25 protein-coding genes are annotated in these 24,600 nt (G+C 60.2%); 17 read left to right on the top strand and 8 right to left on the bottom strand.

The annotated features are described in order from the left end of the window. Positions 1 to 71: 71 nt before the first annotated feature. The 4 genes from AB5Y59_RS08640 (at position 72) to AB5Y59_RS08625 (ending at position 3,553) form a co-directional block, all read left to right on the top strand. On the top strand, positions 72 to 800 hold the full coding sequence (locus AB5Y59_RS08640; RefSeq protein WP_010672496.1) for a glutamine amidotransferase: 729 nt from the start codon (positions 72 to 74) through the stop codon (positions 798 to 800). Between the two features lie 153 nt (positions 801 to 953). After that, entirely contained in the window at positions 954 to 1,925 is a 972-nt protein-coding gene (locus AB5Y59_RS08635; protein WP_041212153.1) for a LysR substrate-binding domain-containing protein, read from the top strand. A gap of 60 nt (positions 1,926 to 1,985) precedes the next feature. Further along, positions 1,986 to 2,825 (top strand): PfkB family carbohydrate kinase, encoded by an 840-nt coding sequence (locus AB5Y59_RS08630; protein WP_010672498.1) that lies wholly within the window; start codon positions 1,986 to 1,988, stop codon positions 2,823 to 2,825. A 275-nt stretch (positions 2,826 to 3,100) separates the two neighbouring features. After that, positions 3,101 to 3,553, top strand: a complete 453-nt coding sequence (locus AB5Y59_RS08625) for an Rrf2 family transcriptional regulator (protein ID WP_010672499.1) — start codon at positions 3,101 to 3,103, stop codon at positions 3,551 to 3,553. 52 nt (positions 3,554 to 3,605) lie between these two features. Here the strand turns inward: AB5Y59_RS08625 and AB5Y59_RS08620 are convergent, their stop codons facing one another. Continuing rightward, positions 3,606 to 4,118, bottom strand: a complete 513-nt coding sequence (locus AB5Y59_RS08620) for a ferredoxin-type protein NapF (protein ID WP_010672500.1) — start codon at positions 4,116 to 4,118, stop codon at positions 3,606 to 3,608. 137 nt (positions 4,119 to 4,255) lie between these two features. Here AB5Y59_RS08620 and AB5Y59_RS08615 point away from each other — a divergent pair, with 137 nt between their 5' ends. Both AB5Y59_RS08615 and rmuC read left to right on the top strand, forming a co-directional pair. Further along, entirely contained in the window at positions 4,256 to 4,471 is a 216-nt protein-coding gene (locus tag AB5Y59_RS08615) for a hypothetical protein (protein WP_010672501.1), read from the top strand. Further along, a complete protein-coding gene (gene rmuC / locus AB5Y59_RS08610) occupies positions 4,468 to 5,799 on the top strand; it encodes a DNA recombination protein RmuC (RefSeq protein ID WP_319900716.1) in 1,332 nt (443 codons plus the stop codon). Before AB5Y59_RS08615 ends, rmuC begins: the two co-directional genes overlap by 4 nt. An 82-nt stretch (positions 5,800 to 5,881) precedes the next feature. On the opposite strand, the gene AB5Y59_RS08605 is transcribed toward rmuC, so the two are convergent. The 5 genes from AB5Y59_RS08605 to def all read right to left on the bottom strand — a co-directional run bounded on the left by AB5Y59_RS08605 (position 5,882) and on the right by def (position 11,691). After that, on the bottom strand, positions 5,882 to 7,324 hold the full coding sequence (locus AB5Y59_RS08605; protein WP_010672503.1) for a TrkH family potassium uptake protein: 1,443 nt from the start codon (positions 7,322 to 7,324) through the stop codon (positions 5,882 to 5,884). A gap of 93 nt (positions 7,325 to 7,417) precedes the next feature. Further along, the gene (gene trkA, locus AB5Y59_RS08600) at positions 7,418 to 8,794 is read right to left on the bottom strand and encodes a Trk system potassium transporter TrkA (RefSeq protein WP_010672504.1); all 1,377 of its coding nucleotides are present in this window, start codon (positions 8,792 to 8,794) and stop codon (positions 7,418 to 7,420) included. A gap of 74 nt (positions 8,795 to 8,868) precedes the next feature. Next, positions 8,869 to 10,161 (bottom strand): 16S rRNA (cytosine(967)-C(5))-methyltransferase RsmB, encoded by a 1,293-nt coding sequence (gene rsmB / locus AB5Y59_RS08595; protein WP_010672505.1) that lies wholly within the window; start codon positions 10,159 to 10,161, stop codon positions 8,869 to 8,871. A gap of 60 nt (positions 10,162 to 10,221) precedes the next feature. Next, positions 10,222 to 11,166: a methionyl-tRNA formyltransferase gene (gene fmt, locus AB5Y59_RS08590; RefSeq protein WP_223956060.1), complete on the bottom strand. Its 945-nt coding sequence runs from the start codon at positions 11,164 to 11,166 to the stop codon at positions 10,222 to 10,224. A gap of 12 nt (positions 11,167 to 11,178) precedes the next feature. Further along, positions 11,179 to 11,691: a peptide deformylase gene (gene def / locus AB5Y59_RS08585; protein ID WP_010672507.1), complete on the bottom strand. Its 513-nt coding sequence runs from the start codon at positions 11,689 to 11,691 to the stop codon at positions 11,179 to 11,181. Between the two features lie 108 nt (positions 11,692 to 11,799). On the opposite strand from def, the gene AB5Y59_RS08580 reads away from it, so the two are divergent. The 7 genes from AB5Y59_RS08580 to aroE all read left to right on the top strand — a co-directional run bounded on the left by AB5Y59_RS08580 (position 11,800) and on the right by aroE (position 17,857). After that, positions 11,800 to 12,888, top strand: coding sequence for a LysM peptidoglycan-binding domain-containing protein (locus AB5Y59_RS08580; protein ID WP_139736791.1), 1,089 nt, complete (start codon positions 11,800 to 11,802; stop codon positions 12,886 to 12,888). Between the two features lies 1 nt (position 12,889). Next, positions 12,890 to 14,005, top strand: a complete 1,116-nt coding sequence (gene dprA, locus AB5Y59_RS08575) for a DNA-processing protein DprA (RefSeq protein WP_139736790.1) — start codon at positions 12,890 to 12,892, stop codon at positions 14,003 to 14,005. Further along, positions 13,998 to 14,471, top strand: coding sequence for a DUF494 family protein (locus tag AB5Y59_RS08570; RefSeq protein WP_010672510.1), 474 nt, complete (start codon positions 13,998 to 14,000; stop codon positions 14,469 to 14,471). The genes dprA and AB5Y59_RS08570 overlap by 8 nt, the downstream gene beginning before the upstream one ends. 55 nt (positions 14,472 to 14,526) lie before the next feature. After that, positions 14,527 to 15,084, top strand: coding sequence for a type I DNA topoisomerase (locus tag AB5Y59_RS08565; protein WP_045522424.1), 558 nt, complete (start codon positions 14,527 to 14,529; stop codon positions 15,082 to 15,084). A 278-nt stretch (positions 15,085 to 15,362) separates the two neighbouring features. Beyond that, the gene (locus AB5Y59_RS08560) at positions 15,363 to 15,923 is read left to right on the top strand and encodes a Sua5/YciO/YrdC/YwlC family protein (protein WP_139736789.1); all 561 of its coding nucleotides are present in this window, start codon (positions 15,363 to 15,365) and stop codon (positions 15,921 to 15,923) included. A 100-nt stretch (positions 15,924 to 16,023) separates the two neighbouring features. Continuing rightward, positions 16,024 to 16,932, top strand: coding sequence for an oxygen-dependent coproporphyrinogen oxidase (hemF, locus tag AB5Y59_RS08555; RefSeq protein ID WP_139736788.1), 909 nt, complete (start codon positions 16,024 to 16,026; stop codon positions 16,930 to 16,932). A gap of 103 nt (positions 16,933 to 17,035) precedes the next feature. After that, positions 17,036 to 17,857, top strand: coding sequence for a shikimate dehydrogenase (gene aroE / locus AB5Y59_RS08550; protein WP_069652936.1), 822 nt, complete (start codon positions 17,036 to 17,038; stop codon positions 17,855 to 17,857). A gap of 988 nt (positions 17,858 to 18,845) precedes the next feature. Here the strand turns inward: aroE and yihA are convergent. Next, positions 18,846 to 19,499, bottom strand: a complete 654-nt coding sequence (gene yihA, locus AB5Y59_RS08545) for a ribosome biogenesis GTP-binding protein YihA/YsxC (protein WP_041212162.1) — start codon at positions 19,497 to 19,499, stop codon at positions 18,846 to 18,848. Between the two features lie 143 nt (positions 19,500 to 19,642). Between yihA and AB5Y59_RS08540 the strand changes: the two genes are divergently transcribed. The 4 genes from AB5Y59_RS08540 to hemN all read left to right on the top strand — a co-directional run bounded on the left by AB5Y59_RS08540 (position 19,643) and on the right by hemN (position 23,496). Then, positions 19,643 to 20,260 (top strand): cytochrome c, encoded by a 618-nt coding sequence (locus tag AB5Y59_RS08540; RefSeq protein ID WP_042882257.1) that lies wholly within the window; start codon positions 19,643 to 19,645, stop codon positions 20,258 to 20,260. Between the two features lie 800 nt (positions 20,261 to 21,060). Beyond that, positions 21,061 to 21,642: a Der GTPase-activating protein YihI gene (yihI, locus tag AB5Y59_RS08535; RefSeq protein ID WP_039039515.1), complete on the top strand. Its 582-nt coding sequence runs from the start codon at positions 21,061 to 21,063 to the stop codon at positions 21,640 to 21,642. A gap of 11 nt (positions 21,643 to 21,653) precedes the next feature. Further along, positions 21,654 to 22,094, top strand: a complete 441-nt coding sequence (locus AB5Y59_RS08530; protein WP_043153541.1) for a DUF2489 domain-containing protein — start codon at positions 21,654 to 21,656, stop codon at positions 22,092 to 22,094. A gap of 28 nt (positions 22,095 to 22,122) precedes the next feature. Further along, a complete protein-coding gene (gene hemN / locus AB5Y59_RS08525) occupies positions 22,123 to 23,496 on the top strand; it encodes an oxygen-independent coproporphyrinogen III oxidase (RefSeq protein ID WP_080767919.1) in 1,374 nt (457 codons plus the stop codon). Between the two features lie 69 nt (positions 23,497 to 23,565). Here the strand turns inward: hemN and add are convergent, their stop codons facing one another. Next, on the bottom strand, positions 23,566 to 24,567 hold the full coding sequence (gene add, locus AB5Y59_RS08520; RefSeq protein ID WP_010672522.1) for an adenosine deaminase: 1,002 nt from the start codon (positions 24,565 to 24,567) through the stop codon (positions 23,566 to 23,568). Between the last annotated feature and the right edge of the window lie 33 nt (positions 24,568 to 24,600).

The raw sequence follows: 24,600 nt of genomic DNA, 5'->3' as shown, positions 1-24,600 counted from the left end.
CTGCCATGGCTTTAATCTCTTGCCCCCGCAGGCCGCCGGTCTGCGGGGGCGCTTCTGTCAAGGAGTAACAGATGCGACTGGGTATTCTCGATTGTGACCGGCTGGACCCCGATTTGGTGGGGGATTTTGGTCCCGTTTACTCCGAGATGTTTATCAAGGGTTTCCGGGCGTTGGCCCCCGAGCTGGAATTTCGGGTCTGGTCCGCCCTCGACGGCGATCTGCCCCCGGATCTGACCGAATGCGATGCCTGGCTCATCACCGGCTCGCGTCACGATGCCTACAGTGACATCCCATGGATCCTGGCGCTGCGCGACTGGATCCGCCGGGCCCACGATGCCAACGTCAAGCTGGCAGGGGTCTGCTTCGGCCATCAGGTGATCGCCCAGGCGCTGGGAGGGGAGGTAATGAAGTCCACCAAGGGGTGGGGTCTGGGGGTGTCGGTCCATGCCATGCAGACGACAAAACCCTGGATGGCGCCGGGGCTGGACACCATCCGCATCCTGGCAAGCCACCAGGATCAGGTGGAGCAGCTTCCGCCGGGGGCGACCCTGCTTGCGGGCAACGACTTCTGCCCCAACTTCATGTTCCTGCAGGGGGATCACATCGTCGCCATCCAGGGGCACCCGGAATTCTCGGTGGCGTACAACCGGGCCCTGATCGAGCGGCGACGGGACAGGCTGCCCGATGCACATTACCAGAGCAGTCTCTCTTCCCTGGAAGGGGAGGTGGATTCCGCCACCATGATGCAGTGGCTGCTGCAGTTCCTCGGCATCCTGCCGATCGGGGCCGACGCGCGCTGAACCCTGTTTGTCATATCCACCGCGCTGATGCTAGATTTTGTAGCAAAATGAAGGATCAAGCGGCGATATGCCCAGTCCGGATGATACACTGGCCGCCATTTTTGGCGGCCTAGTCCATCGACGAGCGCCGCGTCAGTCTGTGAGGGGGCAACCTTGAAACTACAGCAGTTGAAGTATCTGATCGCGGTGCGGGACCACAATCTCAACGTCTCCGTTGCCTCCGATGCGCTCTATACCAGCCAGCCTGGGGTGAGCAAGCAGATCGGCTTGCTGGAGAGCGAGCTGGGGGTGCGCATCTTCGAGCGCCGCGGCAAGCACCTGCACCGGATCACCCCGGTGGGGGAGGAGATCATCAAGTGTGCCGAGGCCATGCTCAATATCGAGAGCAAGATCAAGGCCATCTCCCGGGAGTACCTGGATCCGACCGTGGGCACCCTCAACATCCACACCACCCACACCATCGCCCGCTACCTGCTGCCGAAAAGCGTCACCTACTTCACCAAAAAGTACCCCAAGATCTCGTTCCACCTGCATCCTGTGATGTCCGCCACCAAGGAGCAGATCAGCAAGGGATACTCGGATTTTTCCATCGTGGCCCACGAGATAGGCTTCGACAAGGAGCTGATCGCGCTGCCCGCCTACCTCTGGACCCTCTCCCTGGTGGTGCCCCAGGAGCACCCCCTGGCCAAGGTGAAGAAGCCGACCCTGGAGCAGCTCTGCCAGTATCCCATCCTGAGCTACGAGAGCGGCGCCACCGGGCGTCAGGTGCAGGACAGGGTGTTCCAGGCTGCCGGCCTCACCCCCAACTACTACATGACGGTGATGGATGCCGGCGTCATCAAGCGCTACGTGGAGCTGGGCTTTGGCATCGGCATCATCTCCTCCCTGGTGGCCAACGATAGCGATGCCCCCGGCCTCGTGGCCATCAATCTGGAGCACCTGTTCGAGCCCTGCCCGGCCCAGATCTGCTTCAGCAAGAGCATCCTCTTGCAGAACTACATGTATGACTTCATCAGCTCTTTCTCCCCCCATCTCACCAAGGAGATGATCCAGAACGTGATGCAGCAGCCGACCCAGGCGCGCATCGACGAGCTGCTGTCAGGGGTGGAGCTGCCCGTCTACTGATCCCGCTTCCGTTTCTGTGCCGGCACCCCGGGGTGCCGGCCTCCTCCCGCCGAGGTTTCCATGTCCCGCATCCTGCTGCTCGCCAATCTCAACTGTGATCATGTGCTCTCCCTGGCCGAACCCCTGGTGGCGGGGGCGAGGCTGCAATACGTGGATCAGGGGCGCAGGCTCGGCGGCGGCGCCGCCAATACCGGCATCGGATTGGTGTGGGCGGGGCACGAGGTGATCATCGCCTCCCGGGTCGGGCTGGACGACACCGGTGACTGGCTGCTGGAGCAGGCGGCCTCATACGGCCTGGATTGCAGCCATGTGGAACGCTTTGGCGGCGAGACCGGCGAGCTGCTGGTGCTGGTGGACGCCACCGGTGAGCGCACCATCCTCAGGCGCCCACGTCGTCCGGATCTGCCGGGGGATCTGCCGACCGAAGGGGTGGACTGCCTCTATGTGAACTATCCGGGCACCGCCATCGTGGGCTACATGCGCCAGATGCTCGCCAAGAGTTTCGTGGTGGCCCAGTATCCCAAGGGGGGGCAGGCCCGCCGCCCCTGCCACGTGCTGGTGGCCTCCCGCTCCGATCTCGGCGAGGTGAGCGACCCCTGGCAGCATGCCCGCCAGCTCGCGGGGGATCAGCTCGAATGGCTGGTGCTGACCGAGGGCAAGGCGGGAGCCGTGGCCATTCACGGGGAGGAGCAGGTCAGGGTGGCGGCGCGACCGGTCTCCGTGGTGGATACCACGGGGGCGGGGGATGCCTTCGCGGGCGGCCTCATCCACGGTCTTGCGCGGGGCATGGCCATGGCTGATGCGTTGCAGTGCGCCGTGGACTGGGGCGCCTTCGCGGTGGCTTCCGAGAGCTCCATCCCCTCCCAGGCGCTGCGCAACTGGCTGAAACAGCCCCACTGAACTCGCCGGACAACGGCTCCGGCGATGGCAGAGGAGGTGGGGGTTTGTCGACGGAAACCGCCAAAACCCCTCGCTGAGGCGGCAAGTTTGCGATCAATCAAAGAAAGTGTCGATTTATGTACATCTTCGTCGACACCCGCCCGGGCTGCTCTTACCCTTGTGACTTCACGACTCGGTCGAAGAAGCCCATCCCGTGCACACGCATGTGCAGACCCCCTCTTTGGCCACCGGCTGTCGTCCTGATTTCTGGCTTGTAGTAAGAGGCAAGTGCGACCATGCAACTGACACGATTTACCGACTACGCCCTGCGTACCCTGACCTTCCTGGCCATCCAGCCCGGTGATCGCCTGTCGACCATCACGGAAGTGGCCGACACCTTCGCCATCTCCCGCAATCACGTGGTCAAGATAGTGCATCAGCTCGGCATCAAGGGATACATCGAGACGGTGCGTGGCAAGCATGGGGGCATCCGCCTCGGCCGTGCCGCCGTCTCCATCAACCTGCGCGATGTGGTGATGGACATGGAGCACGTGCTCTGCCCGGTGGACTGCAAGCGCGAAAACTGCCGTCTCTCCGGGGGCTGCCGCATCCAGGGCATTCTACGCCGCGCCATGCACGCCTTCCTGGAGGTGCTGGGGGAGTACACTTTGGCGGATGCGGTGCGGGATCCAACTCGTCTGTGCCACCTTCTCGGTATAGAGCAGGATAATATCCTGACCATGGCATGATGCCACGGTGAATGACAGAGGGGCCTGCGGGCCCCTCTGTCATTGCCAGCGATCAGAGCTGGGGCACAAGGGTGATGGCTCCGTGCAGACAGGCGAGGCCGCAAGCGCCGCAGCCATCGCAGGCGGCCATGTTGACGGTCACTCCCTCGCTGCCGACCTTGATCGCCTGCTGGGGGCAGGCATCTTCGCACAGCAGGCAGTAGTAGCCCTGACGGGCCTGGCAGCTCGCCTCTATCCTGACCCGGGTCTGCACCTGACGGCCGAGGCAGAGATCCAGTGCGCCCGTGGGGCAGGCTCTGGCGCAGCTGCCGCAATAGCTGCACTGGCCACAGGCGAGATCCAGCACTGGGGTACCGGCGATGGGGCTGCCGTCATATTCGGGGCGATCGGCGGGTTTGATGAGGCCGTTGGGACACGCCTTGAAGCAGTCGCCACAACGGGTGCAGAGGGTGAGGAACTGGGACTCGTCGATGGCCCAGGGCGGGCGTGCCTCATGGCAGACCACCTCGGGTCTGCGGGGGCTCCCCCATGCGTGTGCCAGCCAGCGACAGAAAAAATGCGTCATGCCCACCTCTATACCTATTAGGGGTTAATTTTATCCAGTTTTAGGCCGGCAAGCCAGAGAATAGCGGCGGGCAGGATCGCAAGCCGGGTTGCCCTTGTGTAAGCTAGGCGGGTCTTTTTGCGGGATTGAATGAACTCATGTGGCTATTTCTGTGGCGTGCTTCTCTGCTCTATGTCTTCCCCCTGCTGATGTGGGCCTACTGCCATCTCAAGGGTATCGAGTTCAGTGAACTGGATACCGGGGTCAACAGCCACAAGTGGGTGGTGCTGGCGGCCTACCTGCTCTATGTGCTGATCTGGTTGTTGCTCAACCGCTATCTCGAACTCTTCCTGCGCCAGCGGGGGCGCCGATGACCCCGCTGCTGACCTGGTGGCCTGCCATGCTGGCTGGCGGGCTGGCGCTGCTGTTCGGCTGGTGGTGGGGGCGACGCAGCGGCCGTGAAGAGGCGCTGCTGCTGGAGGAGCGTCATCAGGGGTTGCAGGATCGCTGGGACGCGCTGCAGGACGAGAAGATGCTGGTTCAGCAGAAGCTGGATCAGCAGCAGACCCTGCTGCTCAAGCTCACCGCCCGTCTCAAGGAAGCCGAGGCGACCCTGCGCAGCGAGCGCATCGCCAGCGCCGAGAAGCTGCAACTGCAACAAGAGGCTGAACAGCGCCTCAGCCAGCAGTTCGAGAACCTCGCCAATCGTATTTTTGAACAAAATGCCGGCAACTTCCGCGAACTGAATCAGAACAGCATGGATCTCCTGCTGACTCCACTCAAGGAGCAGTTGGAGGGCTTTCGCCGCCAGGTGGGAGAGACCCACGCCCAGGAGACGGCCCAGCGCCACAACCTCAAGTTCGAGCTGGAGCGCCTTGCCGAGCTCAACGCCCGCATGACCGAAGAGGCGGCGGCGCTGACCCGGGCCCTCAAGGGCGACAGCAAGCAGCAGGGCAACTGGGGGGAGGTGGTGCTGGCGCGGATCCTCTCCGAGTGCGGCCTGCGCGAGGGGCATGAGTACCACACCCAGGTCAACATCGAGGTGGACAAGGGCAAGCGCTACCAGCCCGACGTCATCGTCCACCTGCCCCAGGAGAAGGACATCATCATCGACGCCAAGGTGTCGCTGACCGCCTATGAGCGCTGGTACAACGCCGCTGATGATCTGGAGAAGGCGGTGGCGCTCAAGGAGCACGTCGCCTCGGTGCGCAACCATATCCGCGAGCTGGGCCGCAAGGATTACCAGCAGTTGCCCGGGGTGCGCACCCTGGACTATGTGCTGATGTTCGTGGCGGTGGAACCTGCCTTCCTCGCTGCCCTGGAAGCGGACCCTTCCCTGGTGCGCTACGGGCTGGAACACAACATCCTGCTGGTGAGCCCTACCAACCTGATGGTGGCGCTGCGCACCATAGAGAACCTGTGGCGCTACGAGCGGCAGAACCAGAACTCGCGCCAGATAGCGGAGCGGGCCGGCCGCCTCTACGAGAAGCTGCGGCTGTTCGTGGAGGAGATGCAGCAGATGGGGGGCAGCCTGCACAAGGCGCAGGAGAGCTACGACAAGGCGATGGGGCGGCTGGTCAACGGTCGTGGCAACCTGATCGCCCAGGCCGAGCGCTTTCGCGAGCTGGGGGTCGAGGTGACCAAGCCCTTGCCGGACGCGCTGGTGGACCGGGCGCTGGAGCGAGAGGAGTCGGCGGACTGAGGGGAGTCGTCATTCGCCGGGACAACGAAAAGGGCAGCCATTGGCTGCCCTTTTCGTTTCATGCAACAGCCTGGACGGCTGCTTATTGCTTCCAGAAGGAGGGGAAGAAGAGCACCGCCACCGTCAGGATCTCGAGGCGTCCCAGCAGCATGCCGAACGACAATATCCACTTGGCCGCATCCGGCAGACTGGCGAAGTTGGTGCTGGGACCGATGACAGGCCCCATGCCCGGGCCCACGTTGGCCACGGCGGTGATGGAGCCCGAGATGGCGGTCAGGGGGTCCAGCCCGATGGCGGCGAGCAGGGCGGCGATGAGCAGGATGATGGCGAAGTAGACCAGCACGAAGGAGATCAGGGAGCGGATGATGGCGTCGTTGACCGGACGGCCGTTGTACTTCTGGGGAAACACGGCGGAGGGGTGCATCAGCTGGCGCATCTGTTTCTTGAACAGGGCGAAGGCCACCTGGACCCGGAAGATCTTGAGCCCGCCCGAGGTGGAGCCGGAGCAGGCGCCGAGTGCCAGCAGGATGATGAAGATAATGGTGGTGAGCGGGCCCCAGGTGCCGAAGTCGCCGAGTCCGAAACCCGTGGTGGTGAGCACGGAGACGATATTGAAGCTGCTGATGCGCAAGGCATCCATGAAGCCGTAGATGTCTCTCACCCAGAGATAGAAGGTGACGACCAGGGTCACCCAGACGATCAGCCAGAAGAAGCCCTGCACCTGGGCATCCTTGAACAGGCTGTTGTCACGGCGGGAGAGAGCCTGCACATAGAGCAGGAAGGGCAGGCCACCGAGGAACATGAAGAGGGTGCCTATCCAGTGCGCCGCGTGGGAGAAGTGGGACATGGATTGGTCCGAGGTGGAGTAGCCGCCGGTGCTGAGGGTCGTCATGGCGTGGTTGACCGCTTCGAACAGGTTCATGCCACTCACCCAGTAGGCGAGGAAGCAGAGCATGGAGAGCACCAGGTAGACCAGCACTATGTTGTTGGCCACCGTTTTGGCGCGGGGGGCGCTCTTGTCGGACCAATCGGAGCTCTCGGTCTGGAACAGCTTCATGCCACCGACGTTGAGGTAGGGCAGCACCGCCACCGCCATCACGATGAAGCCGACCCCGCCCAGCCACTGCAGGATGGATCGCCACAGCAGGATGCTGTGGGCCATGCCGTCCAGCCCCGACAGCACGGTGGATCCCGTGGTGGTGACCCCCGACATGGTCTCGAAGTAGGCGTCGGCAAAGTCGATATGGGTGATGAAGACGAAGGGCAGGGCCCCGAAGACGCAGGCGACCACCCAGACCGAGGTGGTGAGCAGGAACATCTCCCGCACGCCGAGGTGAAACTCTGCCTTGCGACCGTAATGGAGGCAGAGCAGGGCGGCACCGTGGGTGATCAAGACCGACTTGAGAAATTCGACGAAACCTTCCGAACCGGTCAGCAGGGCCAGCAGGGTGGGCAGCCACATGAAGAGCGCCAGCTTGGAGAGTACCAGCCCGAGCGTGAAGACGATGGGATGCAGCTTGATCATGCAAGATAACCTGGTCGTTGATTGAAAAAAGACCCGGACCTTTCCTGAGAAAAGGGGCCGGGTCCGGATACCGTTGCCAGAGACATGGCCGGCTTACAGGAAGAAGGGACTGGGCTGGAACAGACGCTCCACTTCCGGGATGTACTTCTTGTCCACCAGGAACATCACCACGTGGTCATCCTGCTGTATCTGGGTACGATCGTGGGCGATCAGCACCTCATCACCGCGCACCACTGCGCCTATGGTGGTGCCCGGGGGCAGCTTGAGCTCGCCCACCGTCTTGCCCACCACCTTGGAGGTGTTCTCGTCCCCGTGGGCGATCGCCTCGATGGCTTCGGCCGCCCCGCGGCGCAGGCTGTAGACGTTGGCGATGTCGGCACGGCGCACATGGGTCAGCAGGGCCGAGATGGTGGCCTGCTGGGGGGAAATGGCGATGTCGATGGAGCCGCCCTGTACCAGGTCCACGTAGGCGCCGCGCTGGATCAGGACCATGGTCTTCTTGGCCCCCATCTTTTTGGCGAGCAGGGCCGACATGATGTTGGCCTCATCCTCGTTGGTCACCGCGATGAAGACGTCGATCTGGTCGATGTGCTCCTCCGCCAGCAGCTCCTGATCCGCCGCATCGCCGCAGAAGACGATGGTGTGTTCCAGATGCTCGGAGAGCTGCTCCGCCCGCTTCTGGTTGCGCTCGATGAGCTTGACGCTGTAGCGCTTCTCTAGCTGGCGGGCGAGACCGGCGCCTATGTTGCCGCCGCCGACGATCATGATGCGCCGGTAGGGGCTCTCGAGGCGTTGCAGCTCCGACATCACGGCGCGGATATGGCCCGCCGCAGCCACGAAGAACACCTCGTCATCGGCTTCGATGATGGTGGTGCCCTGGGGGCGGATGGAGCGCCCCTGGCGGAAGATGGCGGCGACCCGGGTTTCGATGTTGGGCATGTGTTCCCGCAGAGTGGAGAGCGCATTGCCCACCAGGGGGCCGCCGTAATAGGCCTTGACCGCCACCAGGCCCACCTTGCCGTCGGCAAAATCCACCACCTGCAACGCCCCCGGATACTCGATCAGGCGACGCACGTAGTCGGTCACCAACTGCTCGGGGGCGATCAGGTGATCCACGGGGACGGATTCGGGCAGGAACAGGCGATCCCGCTCCACCAGATAGGCGGGAGACCGAATGCGCGCCACCTTGTTCGGGGTGTTGAACAGGGAGTAGGCGACCTGGCAGGCGACCATGTTGGTCTCGTCACTGTTGGTGACGGCGACCAGCATGTCGGCATCCTGGGCGCCGGCTTCGCGCAGCACCCTGGGATGGGCGCCGTGGCCGTTCACCACCCGCAGGTCGAATTTGTCCTGCAGTTCGCGCAGGCGCTCGCTGTCGGTGTCGACGATGGTGATGTCGTTGTTCTCGCCGGCGAGATTCTCGGCCAGGGTGCCACCCACCTGACCTGCGCCCAGAATGATGATTTTCATAAGGCCATCTTACTCAAGGTTGTTGCTTCGTAATGAGGCGGCCCGTCACCGGGCCTGCCATCCGCCGGTTCGGCCTACAGCTTGATGAGCTTGGCATAGTAGAAGCCGTCCATCTCCGCCTCGCCGGGCAGGAACTGGCGACCCGGACAGGCCGGGGTGTCTTCTGCATGCAACGGCACCAGGCGGGCATCCGGGGTATCGGCCAGGAAGGCGCGGATCTGCTCCCGGTTCTCTTCCGGCAACACGGAGCAGGTGGCGTAGAGCAGGGTGCCGCCCTGCTTCAGCTTGCCCCAGAGGGCATCGAGAATGCGGCGTTGCAGCTCGGCCAGCTCGCGGATGTCCTGATCCCGGCGCAACCACTTGATGTCGGGGTGACGACGGATAACGCCGGTGGCGGAGCAGGGGGCATCCAGCAGGATGCGGTCGAACTGCCCCTGTGGCCACCACAGATCCGGCGTGCTGGCATCACCGTGAATCACTTGGGCCTGAAGGCCGATGCGATCCAGGTTCTCCTGCACCCGCTTGAGGCGGTTGTCATCGGCGTCGACGGCAACCACGCCGGCAAGGGCCGGCTGGCGTTCCAGCAGGTGGGCGGTTTTGCCGCCGGGGGCGGCACAGGCGTCCAGCACCCACTCGCCCGGCTGGGGATCGAGCAGGGCGGCGGCCTGCTGGGCGGCACCGTCCTGCACCGAGCAGTCACCCTGCTCGAAGCCGGGCAGCTTGGTCACGTCGCAGGGGCGCTCCAGCAGGATGCAATCTTCCCCTTCCACACCGGCCATGGCCGGGATGCCCGCCTCGCTCATGCGGGCCAGCATGGCCTCACGGCTCTGGCGCTGGCTGTTGTTGCGGATCCACATGGGCGGGCGCTGGTTGTTCGCCTCCATGATGAACTCCCAGTCATCGGGATAGGCCTGACGCAGGCGCTTGGTGAGCCATTCGGGGTGGCCGAGGCGGACGCTGGGGACGCGGTCGATGCGCAGCAGGATCACTTCGGCGCTGCGCTGGAAGTTGCGCAGTACGCCGTTGATGAGACCGCGCAGAGAAGAACCCTTGAGCAGCTTGACGGCGTTGACGGTCTCGGCCACGGCGGCGTGAGCCGGAATGCGGGTATAGATGAGCTGGTAGAGGCCGACCAGGATGAGGTAGTGGAAGATGCGGCTCTTGTTCTTGAGCGGCTTGTCCATCATCTCGCTGACCGCCGCATCGAGGCGGGGCAGCCAGCGCAGGGTGCCGTAGCAGAGTTCTTGCAGGAGGGCGCGATCGCGAGGGGCGACTTTCTCCTGGGCAGCAGGCAGAACGGCGGAGAGAGATTGACCCTGATCCAGCACCTGTTGAATGACGAGAGCAGCCTGTGCGCGTGTTTTCATAGCGTTACCTTAGATGCACAAGTCGGGGCCAGGGCCCCGCTTGTGTCAATTCAATCCAGATCAAATCAGTTGCGTGCCAGGTTCAAACCAGTCGCGGCGAGAGTTGAGCAGATCCGAAACGGACATGGCCTTCTTGCCGGGAGGTTGCAGGGTCAGCAGGCGCAGCACGCCCTGACCGGTGGCAACCTCGATCCCCTGTTTGTCGGCCTTGAGCAGGGTGCCGGCTGCCTGGCCGTGATCCTGTGCGACGACCTCGGCCTGCCACACCTTGACGGTCTGTCCGGCAACGTCGAACCAGCTGATGGGCCAGGGGTTGAAGGCACGGATGCAGCGCTCGATGGCAACGGCGTCCATCGACCAGTCGATGCGGGCCTCTTCCTTGGAGAGCTTCTCGGCGTAGTTGGCCAGCGCATCGTTCTGGGGCTCGGCGGCGGTGTCGCCGGCAGCCATGGCGTCCAGGGTATCGACCAGTGCCTGCGGGCCCAGACCGGCCAGCTTGTCATAGAGACTGGCAGAGGTCTCATCACTGGCGATGGGGCAGGTTACCTTGCGGATCATGGCGCCGGTGTCCAGCCCCACGTCCATCTGCATGATGGTGACGCCGGTTTCGGCATCCCCCGCCCAGATGGAGCGTTGAATCGGGGCGGCACCGCGCCAGCGTGGCAGCAGGGAGCCGTGGACGTTTATGCAGCCCAGACGCGGCGTATCGAGCACCGCCTTGGGGAGGATCAGGCCATAAGCCACGACGACCATCAGATCGGCACCCAGAGCGGCCAGTTCGGCCTGCGCCGCTTCATTGCGCAGGGAGGCAGGTTGATAGACCGGCAGATCGTGGGCCAGCGCCAGCTCCTTGACCGGGCTGGCGGTGAGCTTCTGGCCGCGACCGGCGGGCTTGTCCGGCTGGGTATAAACGGCGACGACCTCGTGGCCGGAAGACAACAACGCCGCCAGATGACGGGCGGCGAAGTCGGGGGTACCGGCAAAAATCAGTTTCAGCTTGTTCAATGGAGCGGATCCTCAGAGGACTTTGCGATCTTCACGGGCCATCTTTTCCAGCTTCTGACGAATGCGCTGGCGCTTGAGCGGGGACAAGTAATCCACAAACAGCTTGCCGACCAGATGATCCATCTCATGTTGTATGCAGATGGCGAGCAGATCGTCCGCTTCCAGCTCGAAGGTGTTGCCGTGGCGATCTTGCGCCCTGACCTTGACCCACTCGGCGCGCGGAACCAGAGCACGGTTGCCGGGCACGGAGAGGCAGCCCTCCTCGATGCCGGTGCTGCCGGACTGCTCCAGGATCTCCGGGTTGATCAACACCAGCTGTTCTTCGCGGTTCTCGGAGACATCGATGACGATGATGCGCTGATGAATGTCGACCTGGGTCGCGGCCAGGCCGATGCCTTCCTCCGCGTACATGGTTTCGAACATATCATCTACAATGTGTTGTAACTCGGGTGTAAAGGCTTCGACAGGGGCCGCGACTGTGCGCAGACGCTCATCGGGGAAACGCAATACATCTAGAATGGCCATAATTTTTTCTTTAGTTTCATATAAACGCAGTCAATATTGACGTAATTCTAGTCATTTACGCCGACAAAAAACAGCAACACTTTGCGTGCAGAAGTAACAGGGAGTGTTATGTATCTGAAGCAAATCGTCGTCGCCTGCCTGGCGACAGCCCTGGCCGGTGGCGCCATGGCACAGCAGTTGACGCTCAAATCCGGTTACCCCGAGACTTATGTGGTGCAAAAAGGGGACACCCTCTGGGACATCTCGGGCCAGTATCTGGCCGAACCCTGGCTCTGGCCACGCCTCTGGAACATCAATCCGCAGATAGCCAATCCCCACTGGATCTATCCCGGTGACGTGCTGCACCTGAGCTGGGTCAATGGTGAGCCTCGGCTCGGCAAAGCCAGTCAGGGGGGCAAGCAGGTCATCCGTCTCTCGCCCAAGAACCGCTATGAAAACAAGGCCAATCCCATACCGACCCTGCCTCTGAGCGAGATAGCGCCCTTCCTGCAGACCGACCACATTCTGGCCAACAGCCAGCAGAGCAAGGACCTGCCCTATGTGCTCGGCAACAATGACAAGCATGTCGGGATGCTGGAGGGCGACATTCTCTATGTGAAAGGAGCCCTGAACCCGGGCCAGAGTTATGGCCTCTATCGCCCGGGGGTGGCATACAAGGACAAGCATACCGGCGAGTCGCTCGGTCAGGAGGCGATTTTTGTCGGTACGGTGCGGGCAGAGGAGTACCTTGCCCACGACACAACCAAAGTGACGCTGACCCATAACCGGCGTGAGGTGTATCAGGGCGACAAGGTGATGCCGCTGCCATCGCAGGAGAGCATCTCTGCCGTGTTCATGCCAAAGGCGGCACCCTCCATTTCCCCCGGCTATGTGATCGAGCTGCCGAGCAAGGTACATGGTGGGGGCAAATTTGATGTGGTACTCATCAACAAGGGGGAGCGTGATGAGGTGGCCCCGGGCGATGTGCTCGAGATCCTGCGCCCGGGAGCCGAGATGGTGGACAAGAATGGCAAGGTGTCATACCGGGAATATTCATCCGTCTATGACAAGGCGTTCTATTCTGCCGGCAAGTCATCACTGCCTGCCGAGGCTGTTGCCAGAGTCATGCTGTTCAAGGTCTACGACAAATTGAGTTACGGTCTTATCCTGCAGAGTCAGGATCTGGTCGGTTCTGGTTATCAGGTTAGTAATTTCTGACGTGTCCTTGCCACTGGAGCGGTTGTCGCTATGGCTGACGCTGGATGCCGTTACAGGCATAGGCCCGGTCACCGCCGCTCGCCTGTTGGCTCATGTGGGTGGTGACATCACAACTCTGTTTGACTCAGACGATGGCGCTCTGCGAGTTCTTGGTCTGCAGAGTGCCCAGATTCAGCAGATGAGATGGCCTCTTCCTGTCGTGGAGCAGGGATTGAGCTGGGCCGCCGAGCCCGGCAATCACCTCCTCTGTCCCGATGACCCCGCATATCCTGCCCTGCTCAAAGAGATCCCCGGCGCCCCGCTCTTGCTCTACTGCCGCGGGAACGTCTCATCCCTCTCCCTGCCACAGTTGGCGATGGTGGGTACCCGTCACCCCACCTATGCCGGCAAAGACAATGCGACACGCTTGTGTGCCGAGTTGGTGGACTGTGGTCTGGCGATCACCTCCGGCCTCGCGTTGGGCATCGATGGCGTCTGCCATCAGCAGGCGCTGGCATCGGGCGGAATCACCCTGGCGGTGCTGGGATCCGGTCTGGATTGTCTCTACCCCAAGCGTCATCAGGGGTTGGCGATGCAGATCCTCGAGCAGGAAGGTCTGCTTGTCTCCGAGTTGGCGCCCCAGCAAGGCCCCCTGGCTGAACACTTCCCTCGCCGCAACCGTATCATCAGTGGTCTGTCGCTGGGGACACTGGTGGTGGAAGCGGCAGAACAGAGTGGTTCGCTCATCACGGCCCGTTATGCGCTGGAGCAGGGCCGCGAGGTCTTTGCCGTTCCCGGCGCCCCGCAAAATGCACAGGCAGCAGGGTGCAACCGTCTGCTTCAACAGGGTGCCAAGCTGGTCTTGAATGCCGCCGATATCCTGGAAGAGTTTCCAAGGCTGGTCTTGCCCCCCGGACCCGCCAACGGTTCATCCGAGGCGCAGCATAATAGCGAATTGCCTTATGCCGATTTGTTGGATAACGTAGATTATGAGACCACGAGCGTGGATACCGTTGCCGAACGGGCCCAGCTTCCTGTCGATGTCGTACTGGGCAGGTTGGTAGAGCTGGAGCTGGTTGGTGCAGTGATGGCGGTAGCCGGTGGATACGTCAGAGCGAGGAGGGCGAATCATGTTTGATGTATTGATGTACCTTTTCGAGACCTACATCCACAGCGATGCAGATGTGATGGTCGAGCAGGATGAACTCACCGACGAACTGAGCCGGGCCGGTTTCGACAAGGACGAGATCGAGAAAGCGCTCAACTGGCTGGAGCGACTGGCCAACCTGCACGACAGCGAGCGGGAAGTCTATGTCACCGCAAGCCAGCAGGGCTCTATGCGGATCTATGCGCCGCAGGAGCTTGTTCGCCTCAGTACTGAATGTCGCGGTTTCCTGCTGTTCCTGGAGCAGGCGCAAGTGCTGAATGCCGAAACCCGTGAAATCTGCATCGAACGGTTGCTCGAGCTGGACAAGCCGGACATCGAGCTGGACGATCTGAAGTGGGTCGTCATGATGGTGCTGTTCAATGTGCCAGGCAGCGAAAACGCCTACCAGCAGATGGAAGAGCTGGTGTTTGACGAGTCGGACGGCGTCATCCACTGACAGCCCGGTGCCGCGCTGGTAGAATTCAGGCCATCTGGATTTCAAGGCGCGGCCCATGTCAAAGATCGATCACCACCTCTTCTCTGCCCACGAACATGCCTTCGAGCGCGAGCCGTGCCCGCAGTGTGGTGCTGAACTGGTGATCCGCCAGGGCAAGCACGGTCCCTTCCTTGGTTGTTCAGCCTATCCCGCTTGCGATTACATTCGCTCCCTCACCCCCTCTGGCCGCGATATAGAGAAAGTGCTCGAGGGGTCGTCCTGTCCGGATTGTGGCCATCCACTGGCCATCAAGAAGGGTCGTTACGGTCTGTTTGTGGGATGTACCCAGTACCCGGCCTGTCAGCATATCGAATCCCTTCAGGAGAGTGACGATACCCAAATCCTCTGCCCGGAGTGTGGCAAAGGTCATCTGGTGAGCCGCACGTCCCGTTATGGCAAACAGTTCTACTCGTGTGACGCCTATCCCCACTGTAAGTATGTGGTGAATGACAAGCCGGTTCCCATACCCTGTCCCGAGTGTGGCTGGGGCATCATGATCGAGAAGAAGGTGCGGGGAAACCTGCGCTGGGTCTGCCCGCAAAAGAAATGCTCCCACCAGATTGAGCGGGTATAATCTCGCCGCCCATGATCAGGCAGGCGGATTGATGGTCAGCGTGAGGTTGTGAGCCGATGCACATCGCCCAACTTGCCCTGATCCTGACCTGATCGCCATCTCAAGCTCCCTGCGGTTGCTCGGTTCACTGATGCACTCAAGCGTCTGAGCAGAAATGCATGACTGAAGAGGAGCAGGGATATAGCCCATATCGCAGCAGTGATGGCCCCGATGCCGTCATGGCGGTTCAACATACAATCCAGTGATGAGAGGCGGCAGCGTGGCTGTCGCATGTGCTTATGCCAAATGAATTTGAACAAGCGGTTGCCGCCCTTCAAGGAGAAGGGGTTATCGCCTATGCCACCGAAGCCGTGTTTGGTCTGGGGTGTGATCCTGATTCCGAAGCCGCCGTGCAGCGGCTGCTGGCCATCAAGCAGCGGCCGGTGGAGAAGGGATTGATCCTGATCGCGGCAGATCTGGCGCAATTGCAGGACTACATCGACCTGAGCCAGCTCAGCGATGAGCAGCTTGCTCGCGTGCAGGCGAGCTGGCCTGGTCCCTTCACCTGGATCATGCCCGCTCGCGCGACGACGCCGTCCTGGTTGACCGGTCAGTTCGATACTCTGGCGGTGCGGGTCACAGGTCATCCCCAGGTGCAAGGGCTTTGCCGGGCATTTGGCAAACCGCTGGTGTCCACCAGTGCCAATCTCACCGGTGAGGAGCCCGCTCGCCGGGTGGCTGATATTGGCGATCTGCTGGCAAGCCAGCTGGCTTACATTCTGCCCGGCGAAGTCGGGGGACAAGCCAACCCGTCCGAAATCAAGGACGCCCGCAGCGGGGCCATCATTCGCCCATCCTGAGTTGGGCACGGCCCGGTTTCATGCAGGTTGTGCGATGAGGTCATGACATTACGAGAAGTGCAGGCAGTGCATGCATGATGCCTGTCTGACTGGAGATAAAATGAGCAAACCGGATGTGGCCCAGGTAAAAGCCTTCCTGCTGCAATTGCAGGATGATATCTGCCGTGGCCTGGAGCAGGCCGATGGATGCGGGCGCTTTGTGGAAGATGCCTGGAGTCGCGAAGGTGGTGGTGGCGGTATTACACGGGTGCTGCGCCAGGGGGCGGTGATCGAGCAAGGTGGGGTCAACTTCTCCCATGTCTATGGCGATGCCATGCCGGCATCCGCGACCGCACATCGTCCCGAACTGGCTGGCCGCAGGTTTGAGGCCATGGGGGTGTCGCTGGTGATCCACCCGCATAATCCCTATGTACCGACCAGCCATGCGAATGTGCGGTTCTTCATCGCCGAGAAAGAGGGGGAGGAGCCGATCTGGTGGTTTGGTGGCGGCTTCGACCTGACGCCCTTCTATCCGTTCGAAGAGGACGTGAGGCATTGGCACCAGGTCTCCCATGAGCTCTGTCAGCCGTTCGGCACCGACATTTATCCCGAGTTCAAATCCTGGTGCGATCGTTACTTCTTCCTCAAGCATCGGGGCGAGACGCGCGGGGTGGGTGGTCTTTTCTTCGATGACCTGAACCGCTGGCCCTTTGCCGACTGCTTTGCCTTCATGCGTGCAGTGGGTGAGGGTTACCTGGCGGCCTACTTGCCGATTGTCGAGCGACGCAAGGAGCTTGCTTATGGGGAGCGGGAACGGGCATTCCAGCTTTATCGCCGTGGCCGCTACGTGGAGTTCAATCTGGTCTACGACCGCGGGACCCTGTTCGGACTGCAGACGGGGGGGCGCACCGAATCCATCCTGATGTCGATGCCGCCGCTGGCGCGCTGGGAGTACGACTGGCAGCCGGAGGCTGGCAGCCCGGAGGCATTGCTCTACAGCGACTACCTCAAACCGCGCGAGTGGTTGTGACCAGAGGGGCCATGATGGCCTCTTCTTATTGGCCGATATTCGGCTTGTCCCTTCATGAGAAAACCCGTTAAATCGGGATATTGCTCTCAAAAGGAACGCCTTGATGGATCGTTATCTGGTTTTTGGCCACCCCGTGCGCCACAGCAAATCTCCCTTCATTCATACCCTGTTTGCCAGGCAGACCCAGCAAGCGCTGGAGTATGGTCTGGCAGAACCGGCTGTCGATGAGTTTGCCAGCGCTCTGAACCACTTCTTCGCCGAAGGAGGGAAGGGGTGCAACGTGACCGTACCTTTCAAGGAGCAAGCCTTCGTGCTGGTGGAGCGGCTGAGCCCCAGGGCCAAGCGGGCAGGAGCGGTCAACACTATCAAACTGACTGATGATGGCGTGTTGCTGGGTGATAATACCGACGGCGCCGGGCTGGTCGCCGATCTCAAGGCTCACGGAGTGAACCTTGCCGGTAGCAGGATCCTGCTTCTGGGGGCCGGTGGCGCTGCTCGTGGCGCCCTGGCCCCCCTGCTGGCGGAAGCGCCGGGCGAGATTGTCGTGGTCAACCGTACCCATGCCAAGGCGGAACAGCTGGCTGTGGAGTTCAGGGATCTGGGCAGCATCACGGCTCAATCCTATGAACAGCTGGTGGGGCCGTTCGATCTCATCATCAATTCCACCTCAGCGAGTCTGCAAGGAGAGTTGCCACCTTTGGCGCCAACCCTTATCCACCCGGACATCGCGATCTACGACATGATGTATGGCGCAACGGATACAGCCTTCATCGGCTGGGCCAAGCAACATGGTGCGCGCCATACCATGGATGGATTGGGCATGCTGGTCGAGCAGGCTGCTGAGGCCTTTACCGTATGGCGAGGGATCCGGCCCGGCACCAAGCAGGTATTGAGAGAGTTGCAGCGCAATCTGGGCGTCGTGTGAACCAGCTTGTGCGCTCTATTGGGCTGTTGGCAGATCTGCAGATCTGATGTAGAGATTCTGCATCTCTGGATAAGGGCTCCCTCGTGATGCGGCACGGCACGTGTGATGTGAAACGGTCGTTCTGCGGTGGGTGTGTGGCAGAACAGGTGCCATTTTTATAAAACCATTGCGTAACAATAAGTTACTTTTACTTTGCCGTCACTCGCAGAATTTTTTTGAGTTTTTTCTCAAAGCAGCGGAACTTCTGTAACGGACTGCTGACTAACTGGATAGTTGAGGAAGTGCTAGCTAGTCACCTTTATAACTCCCCGGTATTCGTACTGGGGATTTTTTTATCTGCATGAAAATTATGAATATTTTTTCTCTTCCCTATCTTTGAAACTAAATTACATAAATTACTTTCACTTTCTGCTGCTTTGCTGTACAGTTGTCGGCGTAGGGTACAGAGGTAAGATGTTCTATCTTTCAGACCTTTTATTTCACGTAATTGAATGTGGCTGAATAGCAGCCCCGATGAGTCATCGTCGGGGCGTTTTTTTATGAGCAACATTTAGAGTAAATGCTTTAATTGTTGCCGTTCTTTGTTAAAATGAAGGCGTTTCTTGAGGAAAACCAATCGTCTTTGTTCTCGAGAACTCGCTTTTTCCCAAATTTTTGAACTCATTTCTTCAGGCCGGTTTGCAATGGCAAGACCGGCCTCATTTTTATCCCTATATTGCCTCATAATGTAATTAAATTTCAGTTTCGTTTGTTACAGCCTTCAACTCTGATTTTTTACTCGATATCCATGAAAACGGTATCAGGTTGATGATTAGTTAATTCTTTTCGCGTCGAAACATGCTATCAGTATGATTTAAATATATTTTTTGAGGTTTTTCTTCAGAGGTGGCGAAGGCGGGGAGAAAGGGCTCGGAGATGGGGGGATCATGAAAGCCTTTCAATCAGCGGAGGTCCAACTCCGCCAATTGCAGCCAGGGAGAGGAGTCGTTTACTCCTCGTTCTGATGATCTTCGTCGTCTGCCTGGGCGTTGTCTGCTTCGGACAGATACCAGCCGCTCAGGGTCTGGGCCAGCTTCTCGACGCCGATATTGGTCAGAGAAGAGAATGCTTCAACCTGGATCTGCGGGCCCAGTTCTGCCACCGCCTGACGAACCTTGATCACCTGGTTGTTGCGGGGCCCCGGGCTTAACTTGTCCGCCTTGGTCAGCAACAGCATCACCGGCAGTTCACGGTGTGAACTCCATTCCAGCATGTTCATGTCGGTTTCCTTGAGCGGATGGCGGATGTCCATCAGGATCACCAGACCTTTCAGGGACTCCCGTCGCTGCAGGTATTCAGCCAGTGACTTTTGCCACTTGAGCTTCATTTCCAGCGGAACCTGGGCATATCCATAGCCAGGCAAGTCAACCAGGCGTTTGCCCGGTTCCAGCTCAAACAGGTTGATCAGCTGAGTACGGCCAGGGGTCTTACTGGTTCGCGCCAGGTTCTTGTGTTTGGTCAAGGTATTCAATGCAGACGATTTGCCAGCGTTGGAACGACCGGCAAACGCAATCTCGACACCCCCATCATTTGGCAGGTGGCGGATGTCGGGTGCGCTGGTCACAAAATGCACCTTATTGAAATTCAGAGTTTGTGTATCCAACGTAAATTCCCCATAGAGATAGAGGGTTATAGAGTTACTTTTTTGTGAAATAGTGTAAAATGGCGTCGCTTGAACGCGTTTATTTTAACATGCCTTCAGCGGCATGGGATCTGGAAGCCTAATAACGAGAAAGTTGGAACGCCATGAAGAACCTAGTCATTACACTTGCTCTGATGGTTGGCGTAACTGGGATGGCACAAGCCAAGGGCGATGCCGCTGCGGGACAAACCAAGGCTGCCGTCTGTGCGGCCTGTCATGGACCGGACGGCAACAGCCCAGTCGACATGTATCCCAAGATTGCTGGTCAGCACGCATCATATATCAAAAAACAATTAGTTGAACTGAAGGCTGCAGCTTCTGGCCAAACTGGTCGGGTTGCGCCCGTCATGGGACCCATGGCGTTGCCGTTGTCCGAGCAGGATATGGACGATCTTGCCGCTTATTTCTCCAGCCAGAAGGTGACGCCGGTTGCCGTGCCCGATGATGTGGTTGCCGCAGGCAAGGCGCTTTATATGGGGGGAGACATGGAGCGAGGCCTGGCCGCCTGTACCGCCTGTCATGGCCCACGGGGTTCCGGCGTCGAGCAAGCGAAGTATCCCAGCCTGTCAGGGCAGCATCCCGCCTATATCAAGGCCCAGCTCACCGCTTTTCGTTCGGCGACCCGCGACAACGATCCCAATGGCATGATGCGGGATGTGGCCAAGAAGCTGACGGATCAGGACATCGAGGCGCTCTCCAAGTATGTGGCGGGGCTTCACTGATATAGACTGTTAGTTATCTTGTTGAAAAGAACAGGGAACCATTGTGTTCCCTGTTCTTTTTTGAGGTTGTAGCGATCGCCCGTAAACAGCCTGCATTGCTGTAAGAGATCTTCTATATACGGGGCTGGTCGTGTCTGAAAGATTGCTCACGTATATTATTTTATTTTTTGTTTTTCAATGAATTAAGAAATAGAACATTACTTTGTACCAGTTCGAAATGTGCTTTGGTTGATTGAGTCATCCAGCGAAGAAGTTACAGTAGGCAATCAGGATTGGCCGGAGAGAGGGTGCAAGACCCGTCTTCGGTTTGACAGGATGTCGGCTCGGAGCATGCGATGAGCAATAGATGCAAAAAGCCAGGATGGTGACCGCCAGGGATGAGCGGGGCTGCGGGAGGCAACCACCCCGATGGGAGGCAGGATGTCGCCGGTTTGGGTTAGACAAACAAACACACGCACACTCAGGACTGGTCAATAAGGATCAGGATGATCCAACGAAATGATGCGCCGTGGTTCGCCCAGGGATAAGGCGATTGGCTACCAGGGAATGGCACTCGCATGATGGAAAAAGGCAGCTTCGGCTGCCTTTTTTCTATTGGGTCATTAACCCGCCAAGACATTCTGTGTCAAAATACCAGCAACATGCCCAGAGGATGCCGATCCTGCGGTGTTCAGCGGCCCAAAGTGGTCGAATTGGTGCGGGATCCCACTCTTGTTCCATATTTACTGTTCCCCGCTTCAGCATCCTCCCCGGACGACACGCTCCGGGGGTTTCCATTCAGTTATTTGTCGGAGTCATTCATGTCGGCCAAACAACCCAACCGCAAGCCTACCGGCAAGCGCAAAGAATCAGATGCCAGTGCCCAGGAAGGTCGTGAGCGCAAGCGCGCCGCCAAGCGCAAGGGCCTGAAGGCGGGCTCCCGCCAACAGGTCGAGCAGGCGGGCAAAAAGAGCGGCTCCAAGCAGGCCAAGGATCCACGCATCGGCTCTCGCAAGCCCATCGCGCTGATTGCCGACGAGAAGGGCAGCAAGCCGGTGGCGACCAAGCCTGCGAAAGAGAAGCGGGTGGTGATGACCCCCGAGCAGGAGCTGGCGTCCATCGAGAATGATGATCGCCTCAATGCCTTGCTGGATCGTCTGGATGCCGGTGAAACCCTGGAGGCCGCAGAGCAGGCATGGGTCGATCAGCGGGTTGACCGTTATCAGGAGCTGATGGACGAGCTCGGTATCATCGACAACGACGATGACGAAGATGGCGACATGGATTTTGATGATGCCGATTTTGACGAGCCGAGTCAGCCTGCCTCCGAAGAGGAGCTGTGGGAGCGTTTCTCTCAGGCAGACTACCAGCCTGAAGCCAAACCCGAGCCGAAGAAAAAGTGATGAGTGGATGGATGCTGGCCGCCCTGTTGGGTGGCCTGATTTTGCTGGGGCTGGCCGTCTATGCCGGCACCCTGATGGCGCGTCTCAAACGCCAGCAAGAGATGCAGCAGCATGCCATTACGGCCCGCAACGAGCGGATCCTGGAGAGTGTCAGGGTGATCGCCCACGCGGTACGAGATGGTCAGTGCGACTACTCAGAAGGTGCCATCCGGCTGACCAATCTGCTGGATGCCTTGCAAATAAAGGGGGGCCGCGCCTTTGCCACCGAGTTCCCGGGGCTCTACGGCCTCTATGAGAAGGTGAAAGAGATGCCGACCCATGAGGCGAGGCGGGCACTCAAGCGCAATGAAGTGATGAAGATGGATCTCGAACGCAGCGGCTACGAGGCCGAGCTGGAGGCGCAGATCCTTGAGGATGTCGCCAGACTGAAGGATTTTCAGTTAAGCCGGTGAGCCCATGACAAAGACAGAGGAAGCAAGCGTGCAAGCAGAACAGATTGTGTGGGATCAGGCCCTGATCGAAAAATACAACTACAGTGGTCCGCGTTACACCTCCTATCCCACTGCGCTGGAGTTCAACGAGGGGTTCGGCTATCCGGACTTTGTCCAGGCAGCGGGCCAGTATCCTGCACGCAATCTGTCGCTCTACGTGCATATCCCCTTCTGTCACAAGCTCTGCTACTACTGCGGCTGCAACAAGGTCATTACCCGGCACCAGCACAAGGCAGATCAATACCTCGACTACCTCGAACAGGAGATCAAGGCCCAGGCCCCCCTGTTCAAGGAGAGACTGGTCACCCAGCTGCACTGGGGTGGCGGCACACCCACCTATCTGAGCGAACCCCAGACTCGTCGCCTGATGGCCATGTTGCGGGAGCACTTCCACTTCGCCGAGGAGGGGGAGATCAGCATCGAGGTGGATCCCCGCGAGATCGAATTGTCCATGCTGGATGTGCTGCGGGAGCTCGGTTTCAACCGCATCAGCCTTGGCGTTCAGGACTTCAACAAGGCGGTCCAGGTCGCGGTCAATCGGGAGCAGGACAACGACTTCATCCGCGCCATGCTGGTTCGTGCCCGCGAGCTGGGGTTCCGCTCCACCAATCTGGATCTCATCTACGGTCTGCCGCACCAGAACCGGGAGAGCTTCCATCACACCCTGGAAGAGGTGCTCAAGACCGACCCGGCCCGCCTCTCCATCTTCAACTATGCCCACCTGCCGAGCCGTTTTGCCGCCCAGCACAAGCTGAAAGAAGCGGACATGCCGGCGCCGCAGGAGAAGCTGGCCATGCTGCAGGACACCATTGCCTTCCTGACCGGCCAGGGTTATCAGTTCATCGGCATGGACCACTTTGCCAAGCCCGATGACGAGCTGGCCGTCGCCCAGCGCGAGGGCAAGCTGCATCGCAACTTCCAGGGCTATACCACCCAGGGGGATTGCGATCTGCTGGGGCTGGGGGTCTCTTCCATCAGCATGATGGGGGATGCCTATTCCCAGAACCAGAAGGATCTCAAAACCTACTACGCCCAGGTCGAGTCACTGGGCCATGCCCAGTGGAAGGGGTGCTCCCTCAATCGGGACGATCTGATCCGTCGTGAGGTGATCAAGCGCCTCATCTGCGATTTTTCCCTGAACTTCGCCGCTGTGGAGCAGGCCCACGGCCTGGTGTTCAAGGAGTATTTTGCCGAGGATCTCAAGCTGTTGCAGACCTTCATCGACGACGGTCTGGTGCGCATGACCGAAGAGGGGCTGGAGGTGGTCTCCACCGGTCAGCTGCTGATCCGCAACATCTGCATGTGCTTCGATGTCTACCTGCGCAGCAAGGCGCGCCAGCAGCAGTTCTCCCGGGTGATCTAGGCCGGGCAATGTCGTGGGACAATAAAAAAACCGCCTTTCGGCGGTTTTTTTATTGGGTTTTACCCCTGCTCAACGTTGAGCCGCACGGGCACTCAGCTCGGCCTTCTCGGCTTCGCTCAGGAAGGCCAGGGTCAGGCCGTTCTGCTGGGCGGTGCGGATCTCGCTCACCGTCATGCCGGCAGCCGGGGCCGCCACCTCGTATTCATGGGGCAGATCGATCCCCTCCACCGCCGGATCGTCGGTATTGAGGCAGGCCAGCACGCCGGCGGCCAGGAACTGGCGGATCGGGTGATCGGCCAGACTCGCCACCGTGGTGGTCTGGAGGTTGGAGGTGAGGCAGGACTCGATGCCGATGCGGTGTTCGGCCAGATAGGCCATCAGGGCCGGATCCTGGATGGCCTTGACGCCGTGGCCGATGCGCTCGGCTCCCAGCTCGCGAATGGCCTGCCACATGCTCTCGGGGCCAGCGGCTTCACCAGCGTGTACGGTGACCCGCATGCCTGCATCCCGCACCCGGCGGAAGTGGTCGGTGAAGAGCTCGCCCGGGAAGCCCAGTTCGTCGCCGGCCAGATCGATGGCGACCAGGCGATCGCGATGAGCCAGACAGGCATCCAGCTCCTGCTTGCACTGCTCGGTGCCGAAGGTACGGCTCATGATGCCGATGAGATTGGTCTTGATGCCGAAGTCACGGCTGCCTGCGGCCACGCCGTCGATGATGGCTTCGACCACACCCTGCGGGTGCAGTTTGTGGGTCATCGCCATGTAGGCCGGGCTGAAACGCAGCTCGGCATAGTCGATCCCGGCACGCAGCAGATCTTCCACGTTTTCGTAGGCGACCCGGCGGCAGGCATCGTAGTCGGCCAGCACGGCCACGCCCCAGTCCAGTTTCTTCAGGAAGGCCACCAGACTCGGCTCGTTCTCGACGATCTGCACGTGCGGGCGCAGGGCTTCCAGTTCATCGGCTGGCAGTCGGATGTTGTGCTGACGTCCCAGCTCGAGAATGGTCTGCGGGCGGATGTTGCCATCCAGATGGCGATGCAGGTCGGTCAGGGGGAGGGATCTGTCAATCATGGGGCACCTTCTGCGAGTCGGGTTGGAAAGCCT

The sequence above is a fragment of the Aeromonas sp. s10 genome (assembly GCF_040907975.1).
GTDB lineage: Bacteria > Pseudomonadota > Gammaproteobacteria > Enterobacterales > Aeromonadaceae > Aeromonas > Aeromonas caviae.
This window is presented reverse-complemented; position numbering and strand designations above follow the sequence as displayed.